The following is a 17,300-nucleotide window of genomic DNA, read 5'->3' as shown; positions in this document are numbered from 1 at the left end:
GGCGCACCACGGCCGGGCCGCCGGTCAGGAGAGGGTCGCCAGCCAGCGCAGCAGGCCGCGTACGCCCCAGCCGGTGGCGCCCCGGGTCAGCTCCGCGTCGTCCCGGTCGCACCAGGACGGCGCCGACATGTCGATGTGCAGCCACTGCTGGCGCAGCTCGCCGGTGAACTCGCGCAGGTAGAGCGCGGCCAGCACGGATCCGGGCCCCTGCGTCGGTGCGCTGTGCAGGTCGGCCACGTCGCTGCCGAGGTGCTCGACGTAGTCGGTGCCCAGCGGCATCCGCCAGGCGGACTCGCCGGCCGCGTCGATGGCCGCCAGCAGGTCCCCGGCCAACCGGTCGTTGTCGCTGTAGAGCGCGCCGATGCGGGTGCCGAGCGCGACCGCGTTCGCCCCGGTCAGCGTGGCCAGGTCGATCAGCAGGTCGGGCTTGAGCTCCTGCACGGCGTACGCCAGCGCGTCGGCGAGGACCAGCCGCCCCTCGGCGTCGGAGTTGGTGGTCTCGCTGGTCAGGCCCCCGTAGTGCCGGATGACGTCGCCGGGACGGAACGCCGAGCCGCTGACCATGTTCTCGGCCAGCGGGGCGAGCGTGGTGATCCGGACCGGCAGCTTCAGGGCCGCCGCGCCCAAAGTCGCCGCGACGACGGCCGCCGCCCCGGCCATGTCCTTGCGCATCAGCTTCATCGCCGGCACGGGCTTGATCGAGATGCCGCCGGTGTCGAAGGTGATGCCCTTGCCGACCAGCACCACGTGGGTCCGGGCGTCGGCCGGGTGCCAGTCCATTTCGACCAGGCGGGGACCGCTGGCCGAGCCGCCGCCCACCGCGACGATCCCGCCGAATCCCTCGGCGGCCAACTGCTCCGGCTCGCGTACCCGCACCCGGAGTCCGGGCAGGTCGGCGGCGGCGTCGGTGACCTGGGCGGCGAACCACTCCGGGTTCTTGACCGAGGAGGGGGTGTTGGTGAGGTCGCGGGCCAGCCGGGTCATCTCGGCGGTCGTGCGGGCCGTGGCGACGGCCTGTGCGTACGCGTCGGGTTCGGCGACCGCCAGGTCGACCCCGGTCAGCGTCGGGGCGTCCGGGTCGTCGCCGAGGCGGAACCGGTACGAACCGAGCAGCAGGCCCTCGACCAGCCCACGCACCGACTCGGGTGCCAAATCCGCCGGCAACGCCACTGTGACATGAGTCTCATCTCGCGTTGCCCGGACCAGTCCGGCACCCGCCGCCCGCCACGCCGCCTCGTCCGCCTCGCCCACACCGAGCAGCAGCAGCCGGGCCGGAGTGCCGCCCGGTCGCACCTGGGCGTGCACCTGACCGGCGCGGCCGGTGACCCGGGCCGGCCCGACCAGCGCGGCGGCCTCGTCGGCGATCCCCGTGGGCAGCGTCGCCCCGGCGGGCACCGGCTCGGCCGACGTGGCGTCGCCGGGAGCGGGTCGGACGGGCAGGACCAGGACGTCGAGCCGGTCCGGCTCGGCGGTCAGACGGATGGCGAGCACGCGGAGCCGTACCTCCTGAGGACGATCGCGGGGCGGCTGCCCGGCGAGATGGTGTGAAGGCCCTGAGCCACCGGCTCAGCCGGTGGCTCAGGGTGTGACGAACCGTCCGCGGCGGCGAGCGTCGCCGACGCACCGGCCTCTTTCAGCCGGCGGCCGCCTTCAACGCGTCACCGAGCGCCGTCGCCTCGTCGGGAGTCATCTCGACGACGAGCCGGCCACCGCCCTCCAGCGGGACCCGCATGACGATGCCCCGGCCCTCCTTGGTGACTTCCAGCGGACCGTCGCCCGTCCGCGGCTTCATCGCCGCCATGTTGTCTCCCCTCAGACCTACACCAGGGTCGGTGGGTTGCCCCACAGCCACTTCGCCATGACCACCCGCGATGTGCACGGGAGGTGTCGACCAACGATTTTCCCTGATGAACACCGCCGGACCCAAACCGAAGCAGCATTGATGTAACAGCATCTAGCTTATCGCGAGATGGCCTGTCACAATGTGCGGTCATGCAGGCACGGTCGGCACTCTTCGACCTGTACGGCGACCACCTCCGGCCTCGGGGCGGCCGCGCACCCGTTGCCGCCCTGGTAAAGCTGCTGGCGCCGCTCGGGATCGCCCCACCCGCCGTACGGACGGCGGTCTCCCGCATGGTCCGTCAAGGCTGGCTCGAACCGGTCAAACTGACCTCCGGTCCGGGCTATTCGATCACACCCAAGGCGGCCCGACGACTGGACGAGGCGGCCTCCCGGATCTACCGCACCGGTCGGGTCACCTGGGACGGGCGGTTCGACCTGCTCGTGCTCGACGCGCCGACGGCCCGACGCGACCGCCAACGCCTCGCCGCCAACCTGCGGTACCTCGGCTACGGCACGCTCGACGAGCAGACCTGGGTGGCCACCCGTCCGGCCGAGGACGTCGACCTGCTGCTCAGCGAGGCGGGCGTCCGGTTCGAGCGGTTCAGCGCGGCGCACGCCGCCGGGACGCCGGGCGCGATGGGCCTGGTCCGTCGGGCCTGGGACCTCGCCGAGATCGGCCGGGCGTACGAGCAGTTCGTCACCGAGCAGCGCGCCCTGCTGAGCGGAGTCTCCGCACGTAGCGGCGACGAGGAGGCGTACGCGGCCCGGTTCCGGCTGGTGCACGCGTGGCGTACCTTCCTGTTCCGGGACCCGCAGCTGCCACCGGCGCTGCTCCCCGAACGCTGGCCCGGCACCGCCGCGGCCGGCTTCTTCGACCGGCACGCGGCCCGGCTCCGGCCGGCCGCCGACCGGTACGTCGAACAGTGCCTCGACGGAGGACACCGGATCGCCCGACAGAAGGGTCGCCACACGTGACAGAGCCGCTACTCGTCGACCGCACCGACGCCGTCGCCACGCTCACCCTGAACCGCCCGACGGCGATGAACGCGCTCGACGTGGCGCTCAAGGAGGCGCTCCGGGACACGCTCGCCGAGCTGGAGGCCGACCGCAGCATCCGGGCGGTGGTGCTCGCCGGGGCCGGCGGGAACTTCTGTGCCGGCCAGGACCTGCGCGAGCACGTGACCACCCTCGAAGAGGGCGCGGGGCGGCCGTTGGACACCGTGGCGGTGCACTACAACCCGATCGCCGCCCGGCTCGCCAACTTGACCAAGCCGGTCGTGGCAGCGGTACGCGGCATGGCTGCCGGCGCGGGCGCCTCGCTGACGTTCCTCGCCGACTTCCGTGTCGGCGGGCCGTCGACCAGCTTCCTGATGGCGTTCGCCAAGGTCGGGCTCGCCGCCGACACCGGCGCGTCCTGGACGCTGCCCCGGCTGGTCGGCCACGCCAAGGCCGTCGAGCTGCTGATGCTGGCCGAGCCGGTACGCGCCGACGAGGCAGCCCGGCTGGGCCTGCTCACCCGGCTGCTGGACGACGACGAGCAGGTGCTCCCCACCGCCCAGGAACTCGCCACCCGGCTCGCCGCCGGCCCGACCGTGGCCTACGCGGCGATCAAGCGCCAACTCTCCGTCGCCGACGCCGGCACCCTGACCGACGCGCTGGCCGCCGAGGCGAAGGCGCAGGCGATCTGCGGCGGCACCGCCGACCACCGGGCGGCCACCGTGGCCTTCGTCAACAAGCAGAAGCCGGTCTTCGAGGGACGCTGACCCGAGCGGGTCAGTCGTCCTCCTCCGGGTCCTGGTTCGCCTCGGCACCGAGCACGAAGGCCTGCATGGCCAACTCGTCACCGGAGGGCGAGACGAAGGCGGGCAGCTCCCGGGGGCCCAGCTCCTGCACGTACGCCCAGAACAGCCGGACCGCCTCGGCCGGCGAGTCGGCCTCGATCGGCAGGTCCAGGCTGACCAGCCAGGTCTGCCGCTGCGGCGCCGGGCCGAGCCGGTCGGCTAACTCGCGGAACGTGACCGGGTCGAGCGCGGTGACCGGCCCGTCGAGGGCCAGCGTCTCCGCCGGCACCGGCTCGTCGAAGGCCCGCCGGGTGTACGTGACCACCAGCGCGTCGGGCCCCCGGTCGGACTGCGGGTCCTCCGGGTCCTCGGGAACGGCACCGGTCGGCACCGCGACCCGACCCAGCGCCACCAGCCGGGGCGGCTCGTCGGCCAGCACCGCGACCTGGTCGCCCGGGCCGGGCAGGAGGCGGTCGTCCAGGCCGGTCAGCTCCAGCGTGTCGTGGTGCACGAGGCGCTCGGCGTCGTACCTGCCGGGCGGCAGCAGCACCGCCCAGGCTCCGGGGCCCTCCGCGTGGCTCGCGCCGCTGCGCCGGTGCGCGGTGTCGGTCGTCATGTCCTCATCTCATCACGTTCGCCCGGGTCGCCACGACGTGGCAGCCCGCCAGGTGATCGTCGACCATTCCGGTGGCCTGCATCAGCGCGTACGCCGTGGTAGGGCCGACGAACCGGAAGCCCCGCCGCTTGAGCGCCTTGGCCATGGCGGCGGAGGCGTCGGTCGACGCCGGCACCCCGGTCGACGCGGTGGGACGGTCCCGGTCGGCGGCCGGCGCGAACGACCAGAGCAGCGCGGACAACCCCTCCGGCAGCCCCAGCGCGGCCCGCGCGTTCGCGATCGCCGCCTCGATCTTGGCGCGGTTGCGGACGATGCCCGCGTCGGCCAACAGCCGCGCCACGTCGGCCTCGCCGTACCCGGCGACCGCCTCGATCCGGAAGTCGTCGAAGGCCGTCCGGAACGCCGGACGCTTCCGCAGGATCGTCAACCAGGACAGCCCGGACTGGAACGCCTCCAGCGTCATCCGTTCGAAGAGCGCATCGTCGCCACGCAGCGGGCGACCCCACTCCGTGTCGTGGTAGACCGCGTAGTCGGGCGTACTCGCCCCCCAGGCGCAGCGGGCCAGCCCGTCGGCACCGATCACCAGTTCAGTCACGGCCCCGAGGCTACGTCGCGGGTGTGACCGTCGCGGCCCGGAGGATCGGCCGCAGCGAGGTACTGATTGACCCTCGGGAGCAGGTAGCACATGTGCTACAGTGCCCGTATGCATGAGGTCGGGCTGCGGGAGATGCGGCAGAACGCCAGCGACCTGGTGCGTCGGGCGCAGGCAGGCGAACGTGTGACGATCACCGTCGCTGGCCGACCGGCAGCCGTGCTCGGCCCGGTCAGTCCTCGCACCTGGCGCGAGTGGGACGACCTCGCCGGCGTGTTCGACCAGCCCACGGACCCAGGGTGGGCGGGCGATCGGGACCTGCTCGACGACGCCATCACCGATCCATGGGTCGAGCGGTGAGTCGCGGCATCCTCGACACCAGCATCCTTATCGCCACCGACGTGACCCCGATTCCCGGCGAGCTGGCCATCAGCATCGCCAGCCTCGCCGAACTCCAGTTCGGTGTCCTGGTCGCGAAGACCGCCGAGGCGAGGGCGCTCCGGTTGGCACGGTTGAGTGCCATCCAACGTCGATTTGATCCACTTCCCATCGACGAAGTGATCGCCGATAGCTACGCGCGGCTGGCCGCACGTGTCGTCGAGACCGGCCGCCAGCCGCGAGCGAGGGTGATGGACCTGCTCATCGCGGCAACTGCACACGCCCATGACGCCGCCGTGTACACCCGCAACGCCGAGGATCTCGCAGGGCTCGAAGACCTCATCACGATCCACACGATCTGATCCACACGCCGCCCACTGACGAGGAAGCTCGTGGTGCTCGCGGGTCTGCCCAAAACGGAACAGATCGAGCGCCCACCCCTCCGCCGGACACCGTGAGGCGGCTCAGCGTTCGGCGGGATGCACCGGGTCAGGGTATGCGGCCCTGCTCGACCTGCCGGGCGAACCGGCGCAGCGCCTGGGTGAGGCTGAACTTCGAGCCGGGCCAGAGCACCGGCCAGGCCGCCCGACCGGCGGTGCCGCCGGGCAGGTGGAACCACTCGTGCCAGACCACCTGGGTCCGCCCGCCCGCCAACGGCGTGCAGCGCAGCACGCCGGGACCGCGCAGCAGGGTGCCGCAGTGCACCACGCCGATCTCGTACGGCGCGTCCACCCGGACGACGCGCATCTTGTCCCGCAGCACCGCCGGGCCGAGCGCGGTGACCGCCTCCACCAGGCTGCCCTCGCCGCCGTCGCCCTCGACCACCCGCACGCGGGTGAACGGGATCCAGTCGGACTGCCGTTCCCAGGCGAGCAGGGCCGCGAAGACCTTCTCGGCCGGGGCGTCGACGATCACGGTCGCGGTGACCTCACCGGCGCCCGGCTGGGCCGCCTGGCGCAGATCGTCCTGCCCCTCCGGATCGCTCACGCCGACTCCGAGCGGACCACGGGTCCGCGTGGCTCGGATTCCGGCGCGTCGTCGTCCGACGTGCGGCCCTCTGCCTCGACCGACGACGCGCCCTGACGGTCGCCGGTCGGCGTAGCGCCCTGGCCGTCGGTCGCGGCGTCGTCCCGGCCGCCGGTCGGCGCGGGGGCGGCCGGCGGCGCGTCCTCGGCGGTCGGTCCCGCGAAGGTGGCGGTGCGGGGCGCGGCGGTGCCGGACGTGGCGGCGGTGCCACCGGGTGAGGGGGCGCTCGCCGGAGTGACGGAGATGTCGGACGGTGCCGCAGAGACGGTGACGTCGGAGACGGGCGGGGTGGAGGTGTCGGAGACCGCCGAGCTGGTGTCGGCGGCCGGGCCGGTGGCCAGGCCGGCGGACTGCTCGCGGGCGCGTCGCAGGGCGTCGGCCTCGGCCGTCCGCCCGTCGCGCAACGCGGTCACCTCTGCCTCCAGCACCCCGATCAGCTCGGTCTTGTAACCGATGTCGTACGCCGCCCGGCGCAGCGCCTGGTCGACCTGGGCCATTCGATATCCGCGCAACGCGGTGTCGAAACGCACCTCGCTCACATCCGACTCGCGCAGCGGACGGTCACCGGGCAGCGGCACCGCCCGCCCGTCCGCCTCGACCGGCACCAGGCCGGGATCCCGGCCGGTGACCAGCACCGTCACCCCGAACACCACCGCCGCGACGGCGACCGCCACGACCAGCAGGAGCAGAAGCTGACCCATACCACTGATCGTGGCATGTCGACGGCCCCGGAGCGACCCCACCCGGCGCGCCGTACCGGACGATGCCCGTGACCTGGCACCGGATAGCGTCGTGGAGGTCGGCCGGGTGACCCTCCGGCGGCGTGCGGCGATCAAGGAGGCGGCGTGGCCGGGGAGCTTCGGCTCGGTGGACGGACGTTCGGCCCCGACGAGCTGGTGGTGATGGCGATCGTCAACCGCACCCCGGACTCCTTCTTCGACCGGGGCGCGACGTTCGAGGCGGACAGTGCGCTGCGGGCGGTGGCCCGCGCCGTGGACGAGGGCGCGCAGATCGTCGACATCGGCGGGGTGAAGGCGGGGCCGGGTGCCGAGGTGGACGTGGCCGAGGAGATCCGGCGGACGGTGGACACCATCGCCGCCGTCCGGGCCGCCTTCCCGGACGTGGTGATCTCCATCGACACCTGGCGGGCCGAGGTGGCGGTGGAGGCGGTGGCCGCCGGGGCGGACCTGCTCAACGACACCTGGTCGGGTGCGGACCCGGCGCTGGCCCGGGTCGCCGCGGCGACCGGGGCCGGGCTGGTCTGCTCGCACGCCGGTGGGTTGAGTCCGCGGACCAGGCCGCACCGGGCGGCCTTCGACGACGTGGTGGTCGACGTCGTGTCGACGGTGACCGGGCTCGCCGAGCGGGCGGTGTCCCTCGGGGTACGCCCCGACGGCATCCTGATCGACCCGGCCCACGACTTCGGCAAGAACACCCGGCACTCGTTGGAGATCACCCGACGGCTCGGTGAGCTGGCCGAGACCGGGTGGCCGCTGCTGGTGGCCCTGTCGAACAAGGACTTCGTCGGCGAGACGCTGGACCTGCCGGTCGCCGAGCGGCTGGAGGGGACGCTCGCCGCCACGGCGGTCTCCGCCTGGCTGGGTGCCCGGGTCTTCCGGGCCCACCAGGTCCTTCAGACCCGCCGCGTACTCGACATGGTGGCGTCCATCCGGGGTACCCGCCCGCCCACGCTCACCCGGCGTGGGCTGGCCTGACCGCGATCAGGTCCAGTCGAGGATCCGGCGACGCCAGGCGTAGAGCAGGCCGAGCGCGAGGACGGCCACGAAGATCGCCATCTCCACGACCGTGACCAGGCCGAAGCCGGGCCGGTCGAAGACCACCGCCCAGGGGAAGAGGAACACCGCCTCGACCGCGAAGAGCACGTACAGGTAGGCGTAGACGTAGTACCGGATCTGCATCTGTGCCCAGTCGCCGCCGACCGGGTCGACACCGCACTCGTAGTTGGCCCGCTTGCCGGGCGGGTCCGCCGGGCGGGCCGGGCGCAGCACCCGGTTGGCCGAGAAGGCGACGACGAGGAAGAGGACGCCGGCGAGCAGCAACAGCCCGAGCGTCGCGTACGAGCCCAGGTAACCGGTCACGATCGGTCAGCCTACCGGCGGGAGGCGTCGGCGGGCCGGGTCAATCCCTGGTGGTCCGCCCGGATTGGGCGGTGATCTGGATTACGGCGTGCCGGGCGAAACCCCCCAAGGGGTCGCATAAACCCCCACATTCCAGTCCCAGTCGGCGGACCTCCGGGGCAGGCGGGGGCTCGATCCGACGTAGGCTCTGGGTGAGGAATGACAGGCGGGCCGGACCTTAGCGGACGGCCGGTGCAGCGGCGCGTCAAGGAGGTCTCGTGGCCGGGCAAGGCGAGGTCACCATCCCACTCAGCCGAGCGGGCCACGCACGACGGAGCGGGGTACGGCCGTGAGCAAGCAGATCCGCCAACTGGAGCGGGTGGTCATCCGGTTCGCCGGCGACTCCGGCGACGGCATGCAGCTGACCGGTGACCGGTTCACCTCGGAGACCGCGCAGTTGGGCAACGACATCTCCACGCTGCCCAACTTCCCGGCCGAGATCCGGGCACCCGCCGGCACCCTGCCGGGTGTGTCGAGCTTCCAGGTGCACTTCGCCGAGTACGACATCCTCACGCCCGGCGACGCGCCGAACGTGCTGGTGGCGATGAACCCGGCGGCGCTCAAGGCCAATCTCGCCGACCTGCCGCGCGGGGCCGACATCATCGTCAACACCGACGAGTTCACCAAGCGCAACCTGGCCAAGGTCGGGTACGCCAGCAGCCCGCTCGACGACGACAGCCTCGACGCGTACGCGGTGCACCCGGTGGCGTTGACCTCGATGACGATCGGCGCGCTGGCCGATCAGGACGTGTCCAAGAAGGACGCCGAGCGGGCCAAGAACATGTTCGCTCTCGGGCTGCTGAGCTGGATGTACTCCCGCCCGTACTCCTCGACGCTGCGGTTCCTGGAGCGCAAGTTCGCCAAGCGCCCCGAACTGGTCGCCGCCAACATCGCCGCCTTCAAGGCGGGCTGGAACTTCGGCGAGACCACCGAGGACTTCGCCGTCCGGTACGAGGTCAAGCCGGCCAAGATGCCGTCCGGGACGTACCGCAACATCACCGGCAACGCCGCGCTCTCGCTCGGTCTCGTCGCCGCCGGGGTCCGCTCCGGCCTGCCGGTGTTCCTCGGGGCGTATCCGATCACCCCGGCCTCGGACATCCTGCACGAGCTGAGCAAGCACAAGCGGTTCGGCGTCACCACCATGCAGGCCGAGGACGAGATCGCGGCGATCGGCGCGGCGCTGGGCGCCTCGTACGGCGGCGCGCTCGGGGTGACCACCACCAGCGGTCCCGGTGTCGCGCTGAAGGGCGAGACGATCTCGCTCGCGGTGGCACTGGAGCTGCCGCTGGTCATCGTCGACGTGCAGCGGGCCGGGCCGTCCACCGGTATGCCGACCAAGACCGAGCAGGCCGACCTGAACATGGCGTTGTTCGGACGCCACGGCGAGGCGCCGGTCGCGGTGATCGCGCCGAAGTCCCCGTCGGACTGCTTCCACGCGGCACTGGAGGCGGCGCGGATCGCGTTGACCTACCGCACGCCGGTGATCCTGTTGTCGGACAACTACGTCGCCAACGGCTCCGAGCCGTGGCTGCTGCCCGAGGTGGATTCCCTGCCCGACCTGCGGGTCGAGTTCGCCACCGCGCCGAACGGTGAGGACGGCACCACCTTCCTGCCCTACCTCCGCGATCCGCAGACGCTGGCCCGCCCGTGGGCGGTGCCCGGCACCCCGGGCCTGGAGCACCGGATCGGTGGGCTGGAGAAGGCCGACAAGACCGGCGACATCTCGTACGACCCGACGAACCACGACTTCATGGTGCGGACCCGGGCGGCCCGGATCGAGACCATCCCGGTTCCGGACGTCGAGGTCGAGGACCCGGACGGCGACGCCCGGGTGCTGGTGCTCGGTTGGGGCTCCACGTACGGCCCGATCGGTGCCGCCTGCCGCGCGCTGCGTCAGCGCGGGCTGCCGGTGGCCCAGGCGCACCTGCGCCACCTCGCGCCGATGCCGGCGAACCTGGGCACGGTGCTCGGCGCGTACGACCGGGTGGTCATCCCCGAGATGAATCTCGGCCAGCTCGCCCACGTGATCCGGGCCCGCTACCTGGTCGACGCGATCGGCTACAACCAGGTCCGCGGCCTGCCGTTCACCGCCGCCGAGCTGGAGTCGATGCTGGAAGAGGTCCTGAAGAATGTCTGAGCCCGTCGCGCTGAAGCTCACCGCCAAGGACTTCAAGTCCGACCAGGAGGTGCGCTGGTGCCCCGGCTGCGGTGACTACGCGATCCTCGCGGCAGTCCAGCAGTTCATGCCGGAGCTGAACATCCCCCGGGAGAACATCGTCTTCGTCTCGGGCATCGGCTGCTCGTCGCGCTTCCCGTACTACATGAACACCTACGGGATGCACTCGATCCACGGGCGCGCCCCGGCGATCGCCAGTGGCCTGTCGGTCTCCCGTCCGGACCTGTCGGTCTGGGTGGTCACCGGTGACGGTGACGCGCTCTCCATCGGCGGCAACCACCTGATCCACGCGCTGCGCCGCAACGTCAACCTCAAGATCCTGCTGTTCAACAACCGGATCTACGGTCTGACCAAGGGGCAGTACTCGCCGACCTCCGAGGTCGGCAAGATCACGAAGTCGACGCCGGTCGGGTCGGCGGACGCGCCGTTCAACCCGCTGTCGCTGGCGCTCGGCGCGGAGGCGACCTTCGTCGGCCGCACCATCGACTCGGACCGCAAGCACCTCCAGTCGGTGCTGCGGGCTGCGGCCGAGCACGAGGGTTCGGCCTTCGTGGAGATCTACCAGAACTGCAACATCTTCAACGACGGCGCGTTCGAGCAGCTCAAGGACCCGGGCGTCCGGGACGACCACCTGATCCGGCTGGAGCACGGTCAGCCGATCACGTTCGGCAAGGACGGGCAGTTCTGCGTGGTGCACCCGCCGCGCGGCTTCGGCCTGGAGGTCCGCGAGACGGCGTCCACCCCGGCGGAGGACATCGTGGTGCACGACGCCACGGTCGACGACCCGGCGTACGCCTTCGCGCTGTCCCGGCTTCCCGGCTTCGACCTGCGCAACACCCCGATCGGGGTGTTCCGGTCGGTGCGCCGGCCGTCGTACGACAGCGTGGTCCAGGCGCAACTGGACGAGGCCCGTGCCTCGGTCACCGAGACTCCGGAGCAGCAGCTCGCCGGCCTGCTGGGCAGCGGCGACACCTGGACGATCCTCTGACCCACCGCTTCAGTCGAAACTGCCGGGCCGCTCCCTGAGGGGGCGGCCCGGCAGTTTTCCGTACCAGGTCAGACCGTGGCCGGTACCCAGAGCTCGTCGATGCTCCGCTGCGCCACCGCGAGGCTCTCCTCGTGCAGCGGGATCAGCTCGGACATGGCCGGGACGCTGGACGCCAGGGTCAGCTCGCAGCCGATGAACCTCGGCTCCAGGCCGGTCATCGACAGGCCGTGCGGCAGCCAGGGCGCGGCGTGGTCCCAGCCCTCGCGCGGGGTGCCGGAGCCGTAGCCGCCGCCCCGGGAGGCCAGCACGATGAACTCCCGGCCGCCGAGCAGCCCGGCGCCGGTGGCCGGATCGTACGACAGGCCGGGCGCGATCAGCAGGTCCACCCAGCTCTTCACGCTGCTCGGCGCGCCGTAGTTGTAGAGCGGCAGGCCGAGCAGCACGGTGTCGGCGGCCTGCACCTCGGCGACCACCTGCTCGGTCAGCTCCCAGATCCGGTGCTGCTCCGGGGTGCGCTGGTCGGGCGGCGTGTGCCGGGCCGTCTCGGCGGCCTCGTCGAGGTGCGGCAGCGGCTCCTTGCCGAGGTTGCGATAGGTGATCGTGCCGCCGGGATGCGCGGCCTGCCACGCGGCGGCGGCGCGGGCGGTGAGCCGGCGGCTGACCGACTGCTCTCCCCGGATGCTCGAGTCGATGTGCAACAGGTGCGGCATTGGCTAACCCCTCACAGATGGTTTGTGTAGCACCAACTATTTATAGCAGGCCAATGTTTCGCCGTGGGGGGTAAACTCGGTCACATGACTGCCGGGCCGGCCGAGCACAGGGAGCGCCGTTCCGGCGCCCTGCTCGAATTCCTGGCCCGCCGGATGCGGCTGCGCTCGGAGTCGGTGCTGGCACCGCTCGGTCTGCGCCCCCGGCACCTGGTCGCGCTCACCGTGCTGCGGGAGGCCGGCGAGATGAGTCAGCAGGCGTTGGCGGGCAGCCTGCAACTCGACGGCACGAACGTGGTGGGGCTGCTCAACGACCTGGAAACGGCGGAGCTCGTCGAGCGTCGCCGCTCCCCCGAGGACCGCCGTCGACACGTGGTCAGCCTCACCGAGCACGGGACCAGGCGGCTCAACGAGGCCGAGTGCGCCCTGGCCGGAGCCGAGGACGACGTGCTCGCCGCACTCGACCCCGCCGAGCGGGACACGCTCTACGACCTGCTGCGGCGGGCCAGCAGCGGCGGGCCGGCGACCTGCACGGAGGCCATCCGGGACAACCCCGACGTCCTCTGCTGACCCGGGTCGGCGATCAGGGCAGGGTGTTGGCGGTGGGACGGTCGTCGCGTACGTGGACCAGCATGTCGCCGGTCTCCACCACCGCACCCGCCTGGTCGGCCAGGGTGACCACCTTGCCGCGCCGCACCAGGGCGATCACCAGGGACTCCAGTTCGCGCGGGTTCCGGCCCACCTCGTTGCGCTCCGCCGACCGCATGGCCAGCGCCATCCCCTGACCGGGCGTCAGCAGGTCCTCGACCACGTCGATCAACGGCGGCGCGGAGGTCGACAGGCCCAGCAGACGCCCGGCGGTCGCCGACGAGACGATGACGTGGTGCGCCCCGCTCTGCTTGAGCAGCGGCGCGTTCTCCGCCTCCCGCGCGGCGGCGATGATCCGGACCTGACCGGCGGTGAGCTGCCGTACGGTCAGGGCCACCAGCACCGAGGCGTCGTCGCTGTCGGTCGCGATGATCACCGCCTTGGCGGTCCGCACATGCGCCTGGTTGAGCACCGAGGATCGGGTGGCGGAGCCCTCGATGGCGACCAGCCCGTTCGTGGTGGCCTGCCGCAGCGCCGCGCCGTTGCGTTCCACCACGACGATCCGGGACTTCTCGAACCCGTTCTCCAGCAGCGCCGAGACCGCACTACGGCCCTTGGTGCCGTAGCCGCAGATGATGACGTGATCCTTCACTTTTCTCTCCCACCGGTGCAGGCGGCGGCCGGTCCGGTACTGCTCGGTCAGGACTTCGAGGGTGGTGCCGACCAGGATGATCAGGAACAGCACCCGAGCCGGCGTGATGAACAGGACGTTGATCAGCCGCGCCGAGTCGCTGACCGGGGTGATGTCGCCGTACCCGGTGGTGGAGAGCGAGACGACCACGTAGTAGAAGCAGTCGAGGAGCGTGATGCCGTCCTCGTTGACGTCCCGGTACCCGTCGCGGTCGAGGTAGACCACCGTCACCACGGCGAGCACCAGTCCGACGGCGGCGGCCAGCCGCATACTCAACGCGCTGAGCGGGCCCCGCCGCTGCGCGGGAAAGTGGATCACCGCGGGGCCTGGCCAGACTCGGTCGACTGCACGCCCACAAGATAGCCCCTGCCCGCCGATTCGCACGGCGGGGTGGCGCAGCGAGGGGCGGCGCGGCGGGCGGCGGCCCGGCATGATGGGAACGGTCAGCGCAGACCGGCGAGAGTGAGGTCCCGGCATGACGTTGCTGCGACGGGTGATCGGTGCGGTCCTGCGCCGCCAGCGCCAACGACAGCGCCGCACGCTGCGCGAGGTGGCCGAGGCCGCCGGCGTGTCGGTGCCCTATCTCTCCGAGGTCGAGCGGGGGCGCAAGGAAGCCTCCTCCGAGGTGCTCGGCGCCGTCTCCCGGGCGCTCGGCCTTCCGCTCTCCGACCTGCTCGGAGAGGTACGCGACGAGCTGCGCCGGGCCGAGCGGCCCGCCCCGACCACCCCCCAGGGCAGTTACGTCCCGGCCGTCCGGGGTGGCGGCCCCACCGCCTCCGTCCCGCGCGGCACGGACGGCTTCGCCCACCCGGTCGCGCAGTTCGGCGGCATCGGGTTCGGCATCGGTGGTACCGCTGCGGGAGGTGTCGTTGCCGGTGGTGTACCTGCCGGACCGGTCGGCGGCTTCGGCTTCGGTGGCGGTTTGCGCATCATCGTCTTCGGCGACGCCGCCGAGGTCGACGCCGGTGACGACGCCACCGGTCCTGAACAGGCCAGGTCCGCTACGACAGGACGGCACCTGCAACCGCTGTCGAGCTGATCCGCCTACGCTGTCAGGCGCGTCGGCGTGGCCTTCGACCGGATCGCCGACTGCCCACTCCCGCCGACTGCCCACCCAGGCTGCTCGCCGGAGCCGTTCTGCCGTGGGCGGATCTGCCCCGGGCAGAAGTGCTGGGGAACGGCCACCCGGGCGGCGCACGCTGGACGGGCCGGTTCCCGAGCGGCGGAGGTCGCCCACCGGCGGGTGGAGGTGGACGAGATGGTCACGATGCTGGACGACGGTCAGCGGTCCTTCGGCGACCAGGTGTACGAGCGGCTGCTGCGGGAGCGGATCGTCTTTCTCGGCAGCGAGGTGACCGACGAGGTCGCCAACCGGATCAACGCCCAGATGCTGCTGCTCGCGGCGGAGGATCCGGATCGGGACATCCATCTGTACATCAACTCGCCGGGCGGCTCGGTGAGCGCGGGACTGGCGATCTACGACACGATGCGCTTCGTCCGCAACGACGTGGCGACGCTGGCGCTGGGCCTGGCCGCCTCGATGGGCCAGTTCCTGCTCTGCGCGGGTGCGGCCGGCAAGCGGTACGCGCTGCCGCACACCCGGGTGGTGATGCATCAGCCGCACGGCGGCTTCGGCGGCACGGTCAGCGACATCACCATCCAGGCGGAGAACATGCTGCACGTCAAGCGCACCATGCTGGAGTTGATCGCCCAGCACAGCGGGCGACCGCTGGACGAGGTCCAACGCGACTGGGACCGGGACCGCTGGTTCACCGCCGACGAGGCCCGCGAGTACGGCCTGATCGACCAGGTGGTCCGCGCCGCCACCGACCTCCCGACGCCGCTGACCGCCGGCTAGCGACCACGCCGACCGGCGGAAAGGGTGACTACGCCTGCTGGCGGGCGTCGTAGCGGGCGCGGGCGGCCTCCACCTCGGCGAGGTGGTCCGTCGCCCAGGATTCCAGGCCGGCGACCAGTGACCGCAGGTCCCGCCCCAGGTCGGTGAGCTCGTAGTCGACGCGGGGCGGGACGGTGGCGTGCACGGTGCGGGTGACCAGGCCGTCGCGTTCCAGGCCGCGCAGGGTCTGGGTGAGCATCTTCTGGCTCACCCCGTCGATCCGCTGGGCCAGCTCGCCGTACCGTTTGGGGCCGTTCGCGAGGGTCAGCACCACCAGGACGCTCCACCGGTCCCCGATCCGGTCGAGGACCTGTCGGCTGCCGCACTTCCGGTCGTACAGGTCGGGTTCCACGCTATTACTCTCCATCAGGATGTGGCGCACTTCAAGGTGCCTACTCTCCAACGGGAAGTGGTCGGGCGATCTTCCGGTTGCCTCCGACGTCAGGCAGTTTCCGTGGAGGGAGCAGGATCCATGTCCATCGTCGTCACCGGTGCCACCGGGCACCTCGGCCGGCTCATCGTCACCTCGCTGCTGGATCGGGGCGTACCGGCCGGGCAGATCGTGGCGCTCGGCCGGGACACCGCCCGCCTCGCCGACCTGGCCGGGCGTGGCGTCACCGTCCGGCAGGCGGACTACGACGATCCCGAGTCGCTGCGGACCGCGTTCGCCGGTGCCGAGAAGCTGATGTTCGTCTCCGGCAGCGAGGTGGGCCGACGGGTGGCGCAGCACCGCAACGTGGTCACCGCTGCCAGGGAGGCCGAGGTCGGGCTGGTCGTCTACACCAGCATCCCGAAGGCCGACACGTCCAGCCTGATCCTCGCCACCGAGCACCGCGCCACCGAGCAGGAGATCGTCGCCTCCGGGCTGCCGTACGTCCTGCTGCGCAACGGCTGGTACCTGGAGAACTATCTCCCGCAGGTGCCGACGTACCTGGAGCACGGGGTGGCGGGTGCGGCGGGTGAGGGCCGGATCAGCGCCGCCGCCCGCGCGGACTTCGCGGAGGCCGCCGCCGTGGTGCTGACCGGCGAGGGGCACACCAACCGGGTGTACGAGCTGGGTGGGCCGGCGTTCACCCTGGGCGAGCTGGCCGCCGAGGTGTCCCGGCAGAGCGGTCGGGAGGTGGGTTACCTCGACCTGCCGGTGGAGAAGTACGTGGAGGTGCTGGTCGGCGCCGGACTGCCGCAGGGGTTCGCGGAGGTGCTGGCCGACGGCGACCGGGGTGCCGCCGAGGGTGAGCTGTACGTCGAGGGCGACGACCTGGCCAGGCTGATCGGACGGCCGCCGGTGACCCTCGCCGAGGCGATCCGCACCGCGCTCTGACCCACGGACGGCCCGTCGTCGCCGTCGGTGGCGGCGGGCCGCCGACCTTCAGTGGCCCGTCGTGGCAGCGGGCGTTGTCACAGGGGCGGGTTAGCGTCCACGGTATGACGCAGGCAACGGGGGAACGAGTGACGTCGGGGCGGACGGTGGCGCAGAAGATGGGCGTCAAGCCGGGCAGCCGGGCCTATCTGGACGCGGCGCCCGCCTCGGCGGTCGAGGCGCTGCGGCTGCCCGAGCTGGACGTCGCCGACACGCTGAGCGGGGAGTTCGACTACCTGCACCTCTTCGTCACCACGCAGGAGGAGATGCGGCACCGTTTCCCGGTGCTGCGGGAGCACCTGCGCCGGGGCGGAATGCTGTGGCTCTCCTGGCCGAAGGGCGGCCGACTCGGCTCCGACCTGGAGCTCAAGAGCGTGATCCGGATCGGCTACGACTTCGGGCTGGTCGAGAGCACCTGCCTGCGGGTGGACGAGGTGTGGGCCGGCCTGAAGTTCACCCACCCCAAGCCGGGCAAGGTCTACCGCAACAGTTACGGCACCCCGCCCGGCTCCTGACGGCG

At 72.0% G+C, this 17,300-nt stretch carries 22 protein-coding genes; 12 read left to right on the top strand and 10 right to left on the bottom strand.

Features of this window, described 5'->3' with window-relative positions; genetic code table 11:
• Positions 1-24: 24 nt before the first annotated feature.
• Complete coding sequence (locus ABZ738_RS06535; RefSeq protein WP_357211545.1) at positions 25-1,491, bottom strand: leucyl aminopeptidase family protein; 1,467 nt, start codon at positions 1,489-1,491, stop codon at positions 25-27.
• Positions 1,492-1,633: 142 nt separating this feature from the next.
• Positions 1,634-1,801, bottom strand: a complete 168-nt coding sequence (locus ABZ738_RS06530; RefSeq protein ID WP_013283866.1) for a DUF3117 domain-containing protein — start codon at positions 1,799-1,801, stop codon at positions 1,634-1,636.
• A gap of 191 nt (positions 1,802-1,992) precedes the next feature.
• Between ABZ738_RS06530 and ABZ738_RS06525 the strand changes: the two genes are divergently transcribed.
• The gene (locus tag ABZ738_RS06525; protein ID WP_131056292.1) at positions 1,993-2,817 is read left to right on the top strand and encodes a PaaX family transcriptional regulator C-terminal domain-containing protein; all 825 of its coding nucleotides are present in this window, start codon (positions 1,993-1,995) and stop codon (positions 2,815-2,817) included.
• Positions 2,814-3,605: an enoyl-CoA hydratase-related protein gene (locus ABZ738_RS06520; RefSeq protein WP_131056290.1), complete on the top strand. Its 792-nt coding sequence runs from the start codon at positions 2,814-2,816 to the stop codon at positions 3,603-3,605. The genes ABZ738_RS06525 and ABZ738_RS06520 overlap by 4 nt, the downstream gene beginning before the upstream one ends.
• A gap of 10 nt (positions 3,606-3,615) precedes the next feature.
• Here ABZ738_RS06520 and ABZ738_RS06515 read toward each other — a convergent pair whose 3' ends face one another.
• Positions 3,616-4,239, bottom strand: coding sequence for a hypothetical protein (locus ABZ738_RS06515; protein ID WP_357211542.1), 624 nt, complete (start codon positions 4,237-4,239; stop codon positions 3,616-3,618).
• A 4-nt stretch (positions 4,240-4,243) separates the two neighbouring features.
• Complete coding sequence (locus ABZ738_RS06510; RefSeq protein ID WP_357211540.1) at positions 4,244-4,834, bottom strand: DNA-3-methyladenine glycosylase I; 591 nt, start codon at positions 4,832-4,834, stop codon at positions 4,244-4,246.
• 108 nt (positions 4,835-4,942) lie between these two features.
• Between ABZ738_RS06510 and ABZ738_RS06505 the strand changes: the two genes are divergently transcribed.
• Both ABZ738_RS06505 and ABZ738_RS06500 read left to right on the top strand, forming a co-directional pair.
• Positions 4,943-5,191 (top strand): type II toxin-antitoxin system prevent-host-death family antitoxin, encoded by a 249-nt coding sequence (locus tag ABZ738_RS06505; protein WP_131056284.1) that lies wholly within the window; start codon positions 4,943-4,945, stop codon positions 5,189-5,191.
• Positions 5,188-5,571 carry a PIN domain-containing protein gene (locus ABZ738_RS06500; protein ID WP_176092468.1) on the top strand — a complete coding sequence of 128 codons (384 nt, stop codon included), beginning with the start codon at positions 5,188-5,190 and terminating at the stop codon, positions 5,569-5,571. Before ABZ738_RS06505 ends, ABZ738_RS06500 begins: the two co-directional genes overlap by 4 nt.
• Before the next feature lie 127 nt (positions 5,572-5,698).
• Here the strand turns inward: ABZ738_RS06500 and ABZ738_RS06495 are convergent, their stop codons facing one another.
• A complete protein-coding gene (locus ABZ738_RS06495; protein ID WP_176092467.1) occupies positions 5,699-6,196 on the bottom strand; it encodes an SRPBCC family protein in 498 nt (165 codons plus the stop codon).
• Positions 6,193-6,936: a DivIVA domain-containing protein gene (locus ABZ738_RS06490; RefSeq protein WP_357211537.1), complete on the bottom strand. Its 744-nt coding sequence runs from the start codon at positions 6,934-6,936 to the stop codon at positions 6,193-6,195. The genes ABZ738_RS06495 and ABZ738_RS06490 overlap by 4 nt, the downstream gene beginning before the upstream one ends.
• Before the next feature lie 144 nt (positions 6,937-7,080).
• Between ABZ738_RS06490 and folP the strand changes: the two genes are divergently transcribed.
• Entirely contained in the window at positions 7,081-7,950 is an 870-nt protein-coding gene (gene folP, locus ABZ738_RS06485; protein WP_176092466.1) for a dihydropteroate synthase, read from the top strand.
• Positions 7,951-7,956: 6 nt separating this feature from the next.
• Here the strand turns inward: folP and ABZ738_RS06480 are convergent, their stop codons facing one another.
• A complete protein-coding gene (locus tag ABZ738_RS06480; protein WP_131052015.1) occupies positions 7,957-8,334 on the bottom strand; it encodes an NADH-quinone oxidoreductase subunit A in 378 nt (125 codons plus the stop codon).
• Between the two features lie 328 nt (positions 8,335-8,662).
• On the opposite strand from ABZ738_RS06480, the gene ABZ738_RS06475 reads away from it, so the two are divergent.
• A complete protein-coding gene (locus tag ABZ738_RS06475) occupies positions 8,663-10,510 on the top strand; it encodes a 2-oxoacid:acceptor oxidoreductase subunit alpha (protein ID WP_131052014.1) in 1,848 nt (615 codons plus the stop codon).
• Positions 10,503-11,537, top strand: coding sequence for a 2-oxoacid:ferredoxin oxidoreductase subunit beta (locus tag ABZ738_RS06470; RefSeq protein ID WP_131052013.1), 1,035 nt, complete (start codon positions 10,503-10,505; stop codon positions 11,535-11,537). The genes ABZ738_RS06475 and ABZ738_RS06470 overlap by 8 nt, the downstream gene beginning before the upstream one ends.
• Before the next feature lie 68 nt (positions 11,538-11,605).
• Here the strand turns inward: ABZ738_RS06470 and ABZ738_RS06465 are convergent, their stop codons facing one another.
• Complete coding sequence (locus ABZ738_RS06465) at positions 11,606-12,247, bottom strand: NAD(P)H-dependent oxidoreductase (RefSeq protein ID WP_176092465.1); 642 nt, start codon at positions 12,245-12,247, stop codon at positions 11,606-11,608.
• An 84-nt stretch (positions 12,248-12,331) separates the two neighbouring features.
• Between ABZ738_RS06465 and ABZ738_RS06460 the strand changes: the two genes are divergently transcribed.
• Positions 12,332-12,814, top strand: coding sequence for a MarR family winged helix-turn-helix transcriptional regulator (locus tag ABZ738_RS06460; protein ID WP_131052011.1), 483 nt, complete (start codon positions 12,332-12,334; stop codon positions 12,812-12,814).
• Positions 12,815-12,827: 13 nt separating this feature from the next.
• On the opposite strand, the gene ABZ738_RS06455 is transcribed toward ABZ738_RS06460, so the two are convergent.
• Positions 12,828-13,841, bottom strand: a complete 1,014-nt coding sequence (locus ABZ738_RS06455) for a potassium channel family protein (protein ID WP_131052010.1) — start codon at positions 13,839-13,841, stop codon at positions 12,828-12,830.
• Positions 13,842-13,998: 157 nt separating this feature from the next.
• On the opposite strand from ABZ738_RS06455, the gene ABZ738_RS06450 reads away from it, so the two are divergent.
• Positions 13,999-14,562, top strand: coding sequence for a helix-turn-helix transcriptional regulator (locus tag ABZ738_RS06450; protein ID WP_357211532.1), 564 nt, complete (start codon positions 13,999-14,001; stop codon positions 14,560-14,562).
• Positions 14,563-14,781: 219 nt separating this feature from the next.
• Positions 14,782-15,381, top strand: a complete 600-nt coding sequence (locus ABZ738_RS06445) for an ATP-dependent Clp protease proteolytic subunit (protein WP_357211528.1) — start codon at positions 14,782-14,784, stop codon at positions 15,379-15,381.
• Between the two features lie 28 nt (positions 15,382-15,409).
• On the opposite strand, the gene ABZ738_RS06440 is transcribed toward ABZ738_RS06445, so the two are convergent.
• Positions 15,410-15,772, bottom strand: a complete 363-nt coding sequence (locus tag ABZ738_RS06440) for a helix-turn-helix domain-containing protein (protein ID WP_357211526.1) — start codon at positions 15,770-15,772, stop codon at positions 15,410-15,412.
• 120 nt (positions 15,773-15,892) lie between these two features.
• Here ABZ738_RS06440 and ABZ738_RS06435 point away from each other — a divergent pair, with 120 nt between their 5' ends.
• Complete coding sequence (locus ABZ738_RS06435) at positions 15,893-16,741, top strand: SDR family oxidoreductase (protein ID WP_357211524.1); 849 nt, start codon at positions 15,893-15,895, stop codon at positions 16,739-16,741.
• 104 nt (positions 16,742-16,845) lie between these two features.
• On the top strand, positions 16,846-17,295 hold the full coding sequence (locus ABZ738_RS06430; protein ID WP_357211521.1) for a hypothetical protein: 450 nt from the start codon (positions 16,846-16,848) through the stop codon (positions 17,293-17,295).
• Positions 17,296-17,300 lie beyond the last annotated feature (5 nt).

Origin of the sequence: Micromonospora sp. NPDC047793 (genome assembly GCF_040642635.1) — a bacterium.
Classification (GTDB): domain Bacteria; phylum Actinomycetota; class Actinomycetes; order Mycobacteriales; family Micromonosporaceae; genus Micromonospora.
Note: the sequence above shows the minus strand (reverse complement) of the source record. Positions and strands in the feature narration are given on the sequence as shown.

What these genes read in the sequence shown, in the direction of transcription:
- ABZ738_RS06430 (WP_357211521.1), top strand. Translation starts at nt 16,846, where the DNA reads ATGACGCAGGCAACGGGGGAACGAGTGACGTCGGGGCGGACGGTGGCG.
- ABZ738_RS06460 (WP_131052011.1), top strand. Translation starts at nt 12,332, where the DNA reads ATGACTGCCGGGCCGGCCGAGCACAGGGAGCGCCGTTCCGGCGCCCTG.
- ABZ738_RS06470 (WP_131052013.1), top strand. Translation starts at nt 10,503, where the DNA reads ATGTCTGAGCCCGTCGCGCTGAAGCTCACCGCCAAGGACTTCAAGTCC.
- ABZ738_RS06515 (WP_357211542.1), bottom strand. Translation starts at nt 4,239, where the DNA reads ATGACGACCGACACCGCGCACCGGCGCAGCGGCGCGAGCCACGCGGAG.
- ABZ738_RS06490 (WP_357211537.1), bottom strand. Translation starts at nt 6,936, where the DNA reads ATGGGTCAGCTTCTGCTCCTGCTGGTCGTGGCGGTCGCCGTCGCGGCG.
- ABZ738_RS06450 (WP_357211532.1), top strand. Translation starts at nt 13,999, where the DNA reads ATGACGTTGCTGCGACGGGTGATCGGTGCGGTCCTGCGCCGCCAGCGC.
- ABZ738_RS06435 (WP_357211524.1), top strand. Translation starts at nt 15,893, where the DNA reads ATGTCCATCGTCGTCACCGGTGCCACCGGGCACCTCGGCCGGCTCATC.
- ABZ738_RS06465 (WP_176092465.1), bottom strand. Translation starts at nt 12,247, where the DNA reads ATGCCGCACCTGTTGCACATCGACTCGAGCATCCGGGGAGAGCAGTCG.
- ABZ738_RS06530 (WP_013283866.1), bottom strand. Translation starts at nt 1,801, where the DNA reads ATGGCGGCGATGAAGCCGCGGACGGGCGACGGTCCGCTGGAAGTCACC.
- ABZ738_RS06445 (WP_357211528.1), top strand. Translation starts at nt 14,782, where the DNA reads ATGGTCACGATGCTGGACGACGGTCAGCGGTCCTTCGGCGACCAGGTG.
- ABZ738_RS06525 (WP_131056292.1), top strand. Translation starts at nt 1,993, where the DNA reads ATGCAGGCACGGTCGGCACTCTTCGACCTGTACGGCGACCACCTCCGG.
- ABZ738_RS06505 (WP_131056284.1), top strand. Translation starts at nt 4,943, where the DNA reads ATGCATGAGGTCGGGCTGCGGGAGATGCGGCAGAACGCCAGCGACCTG.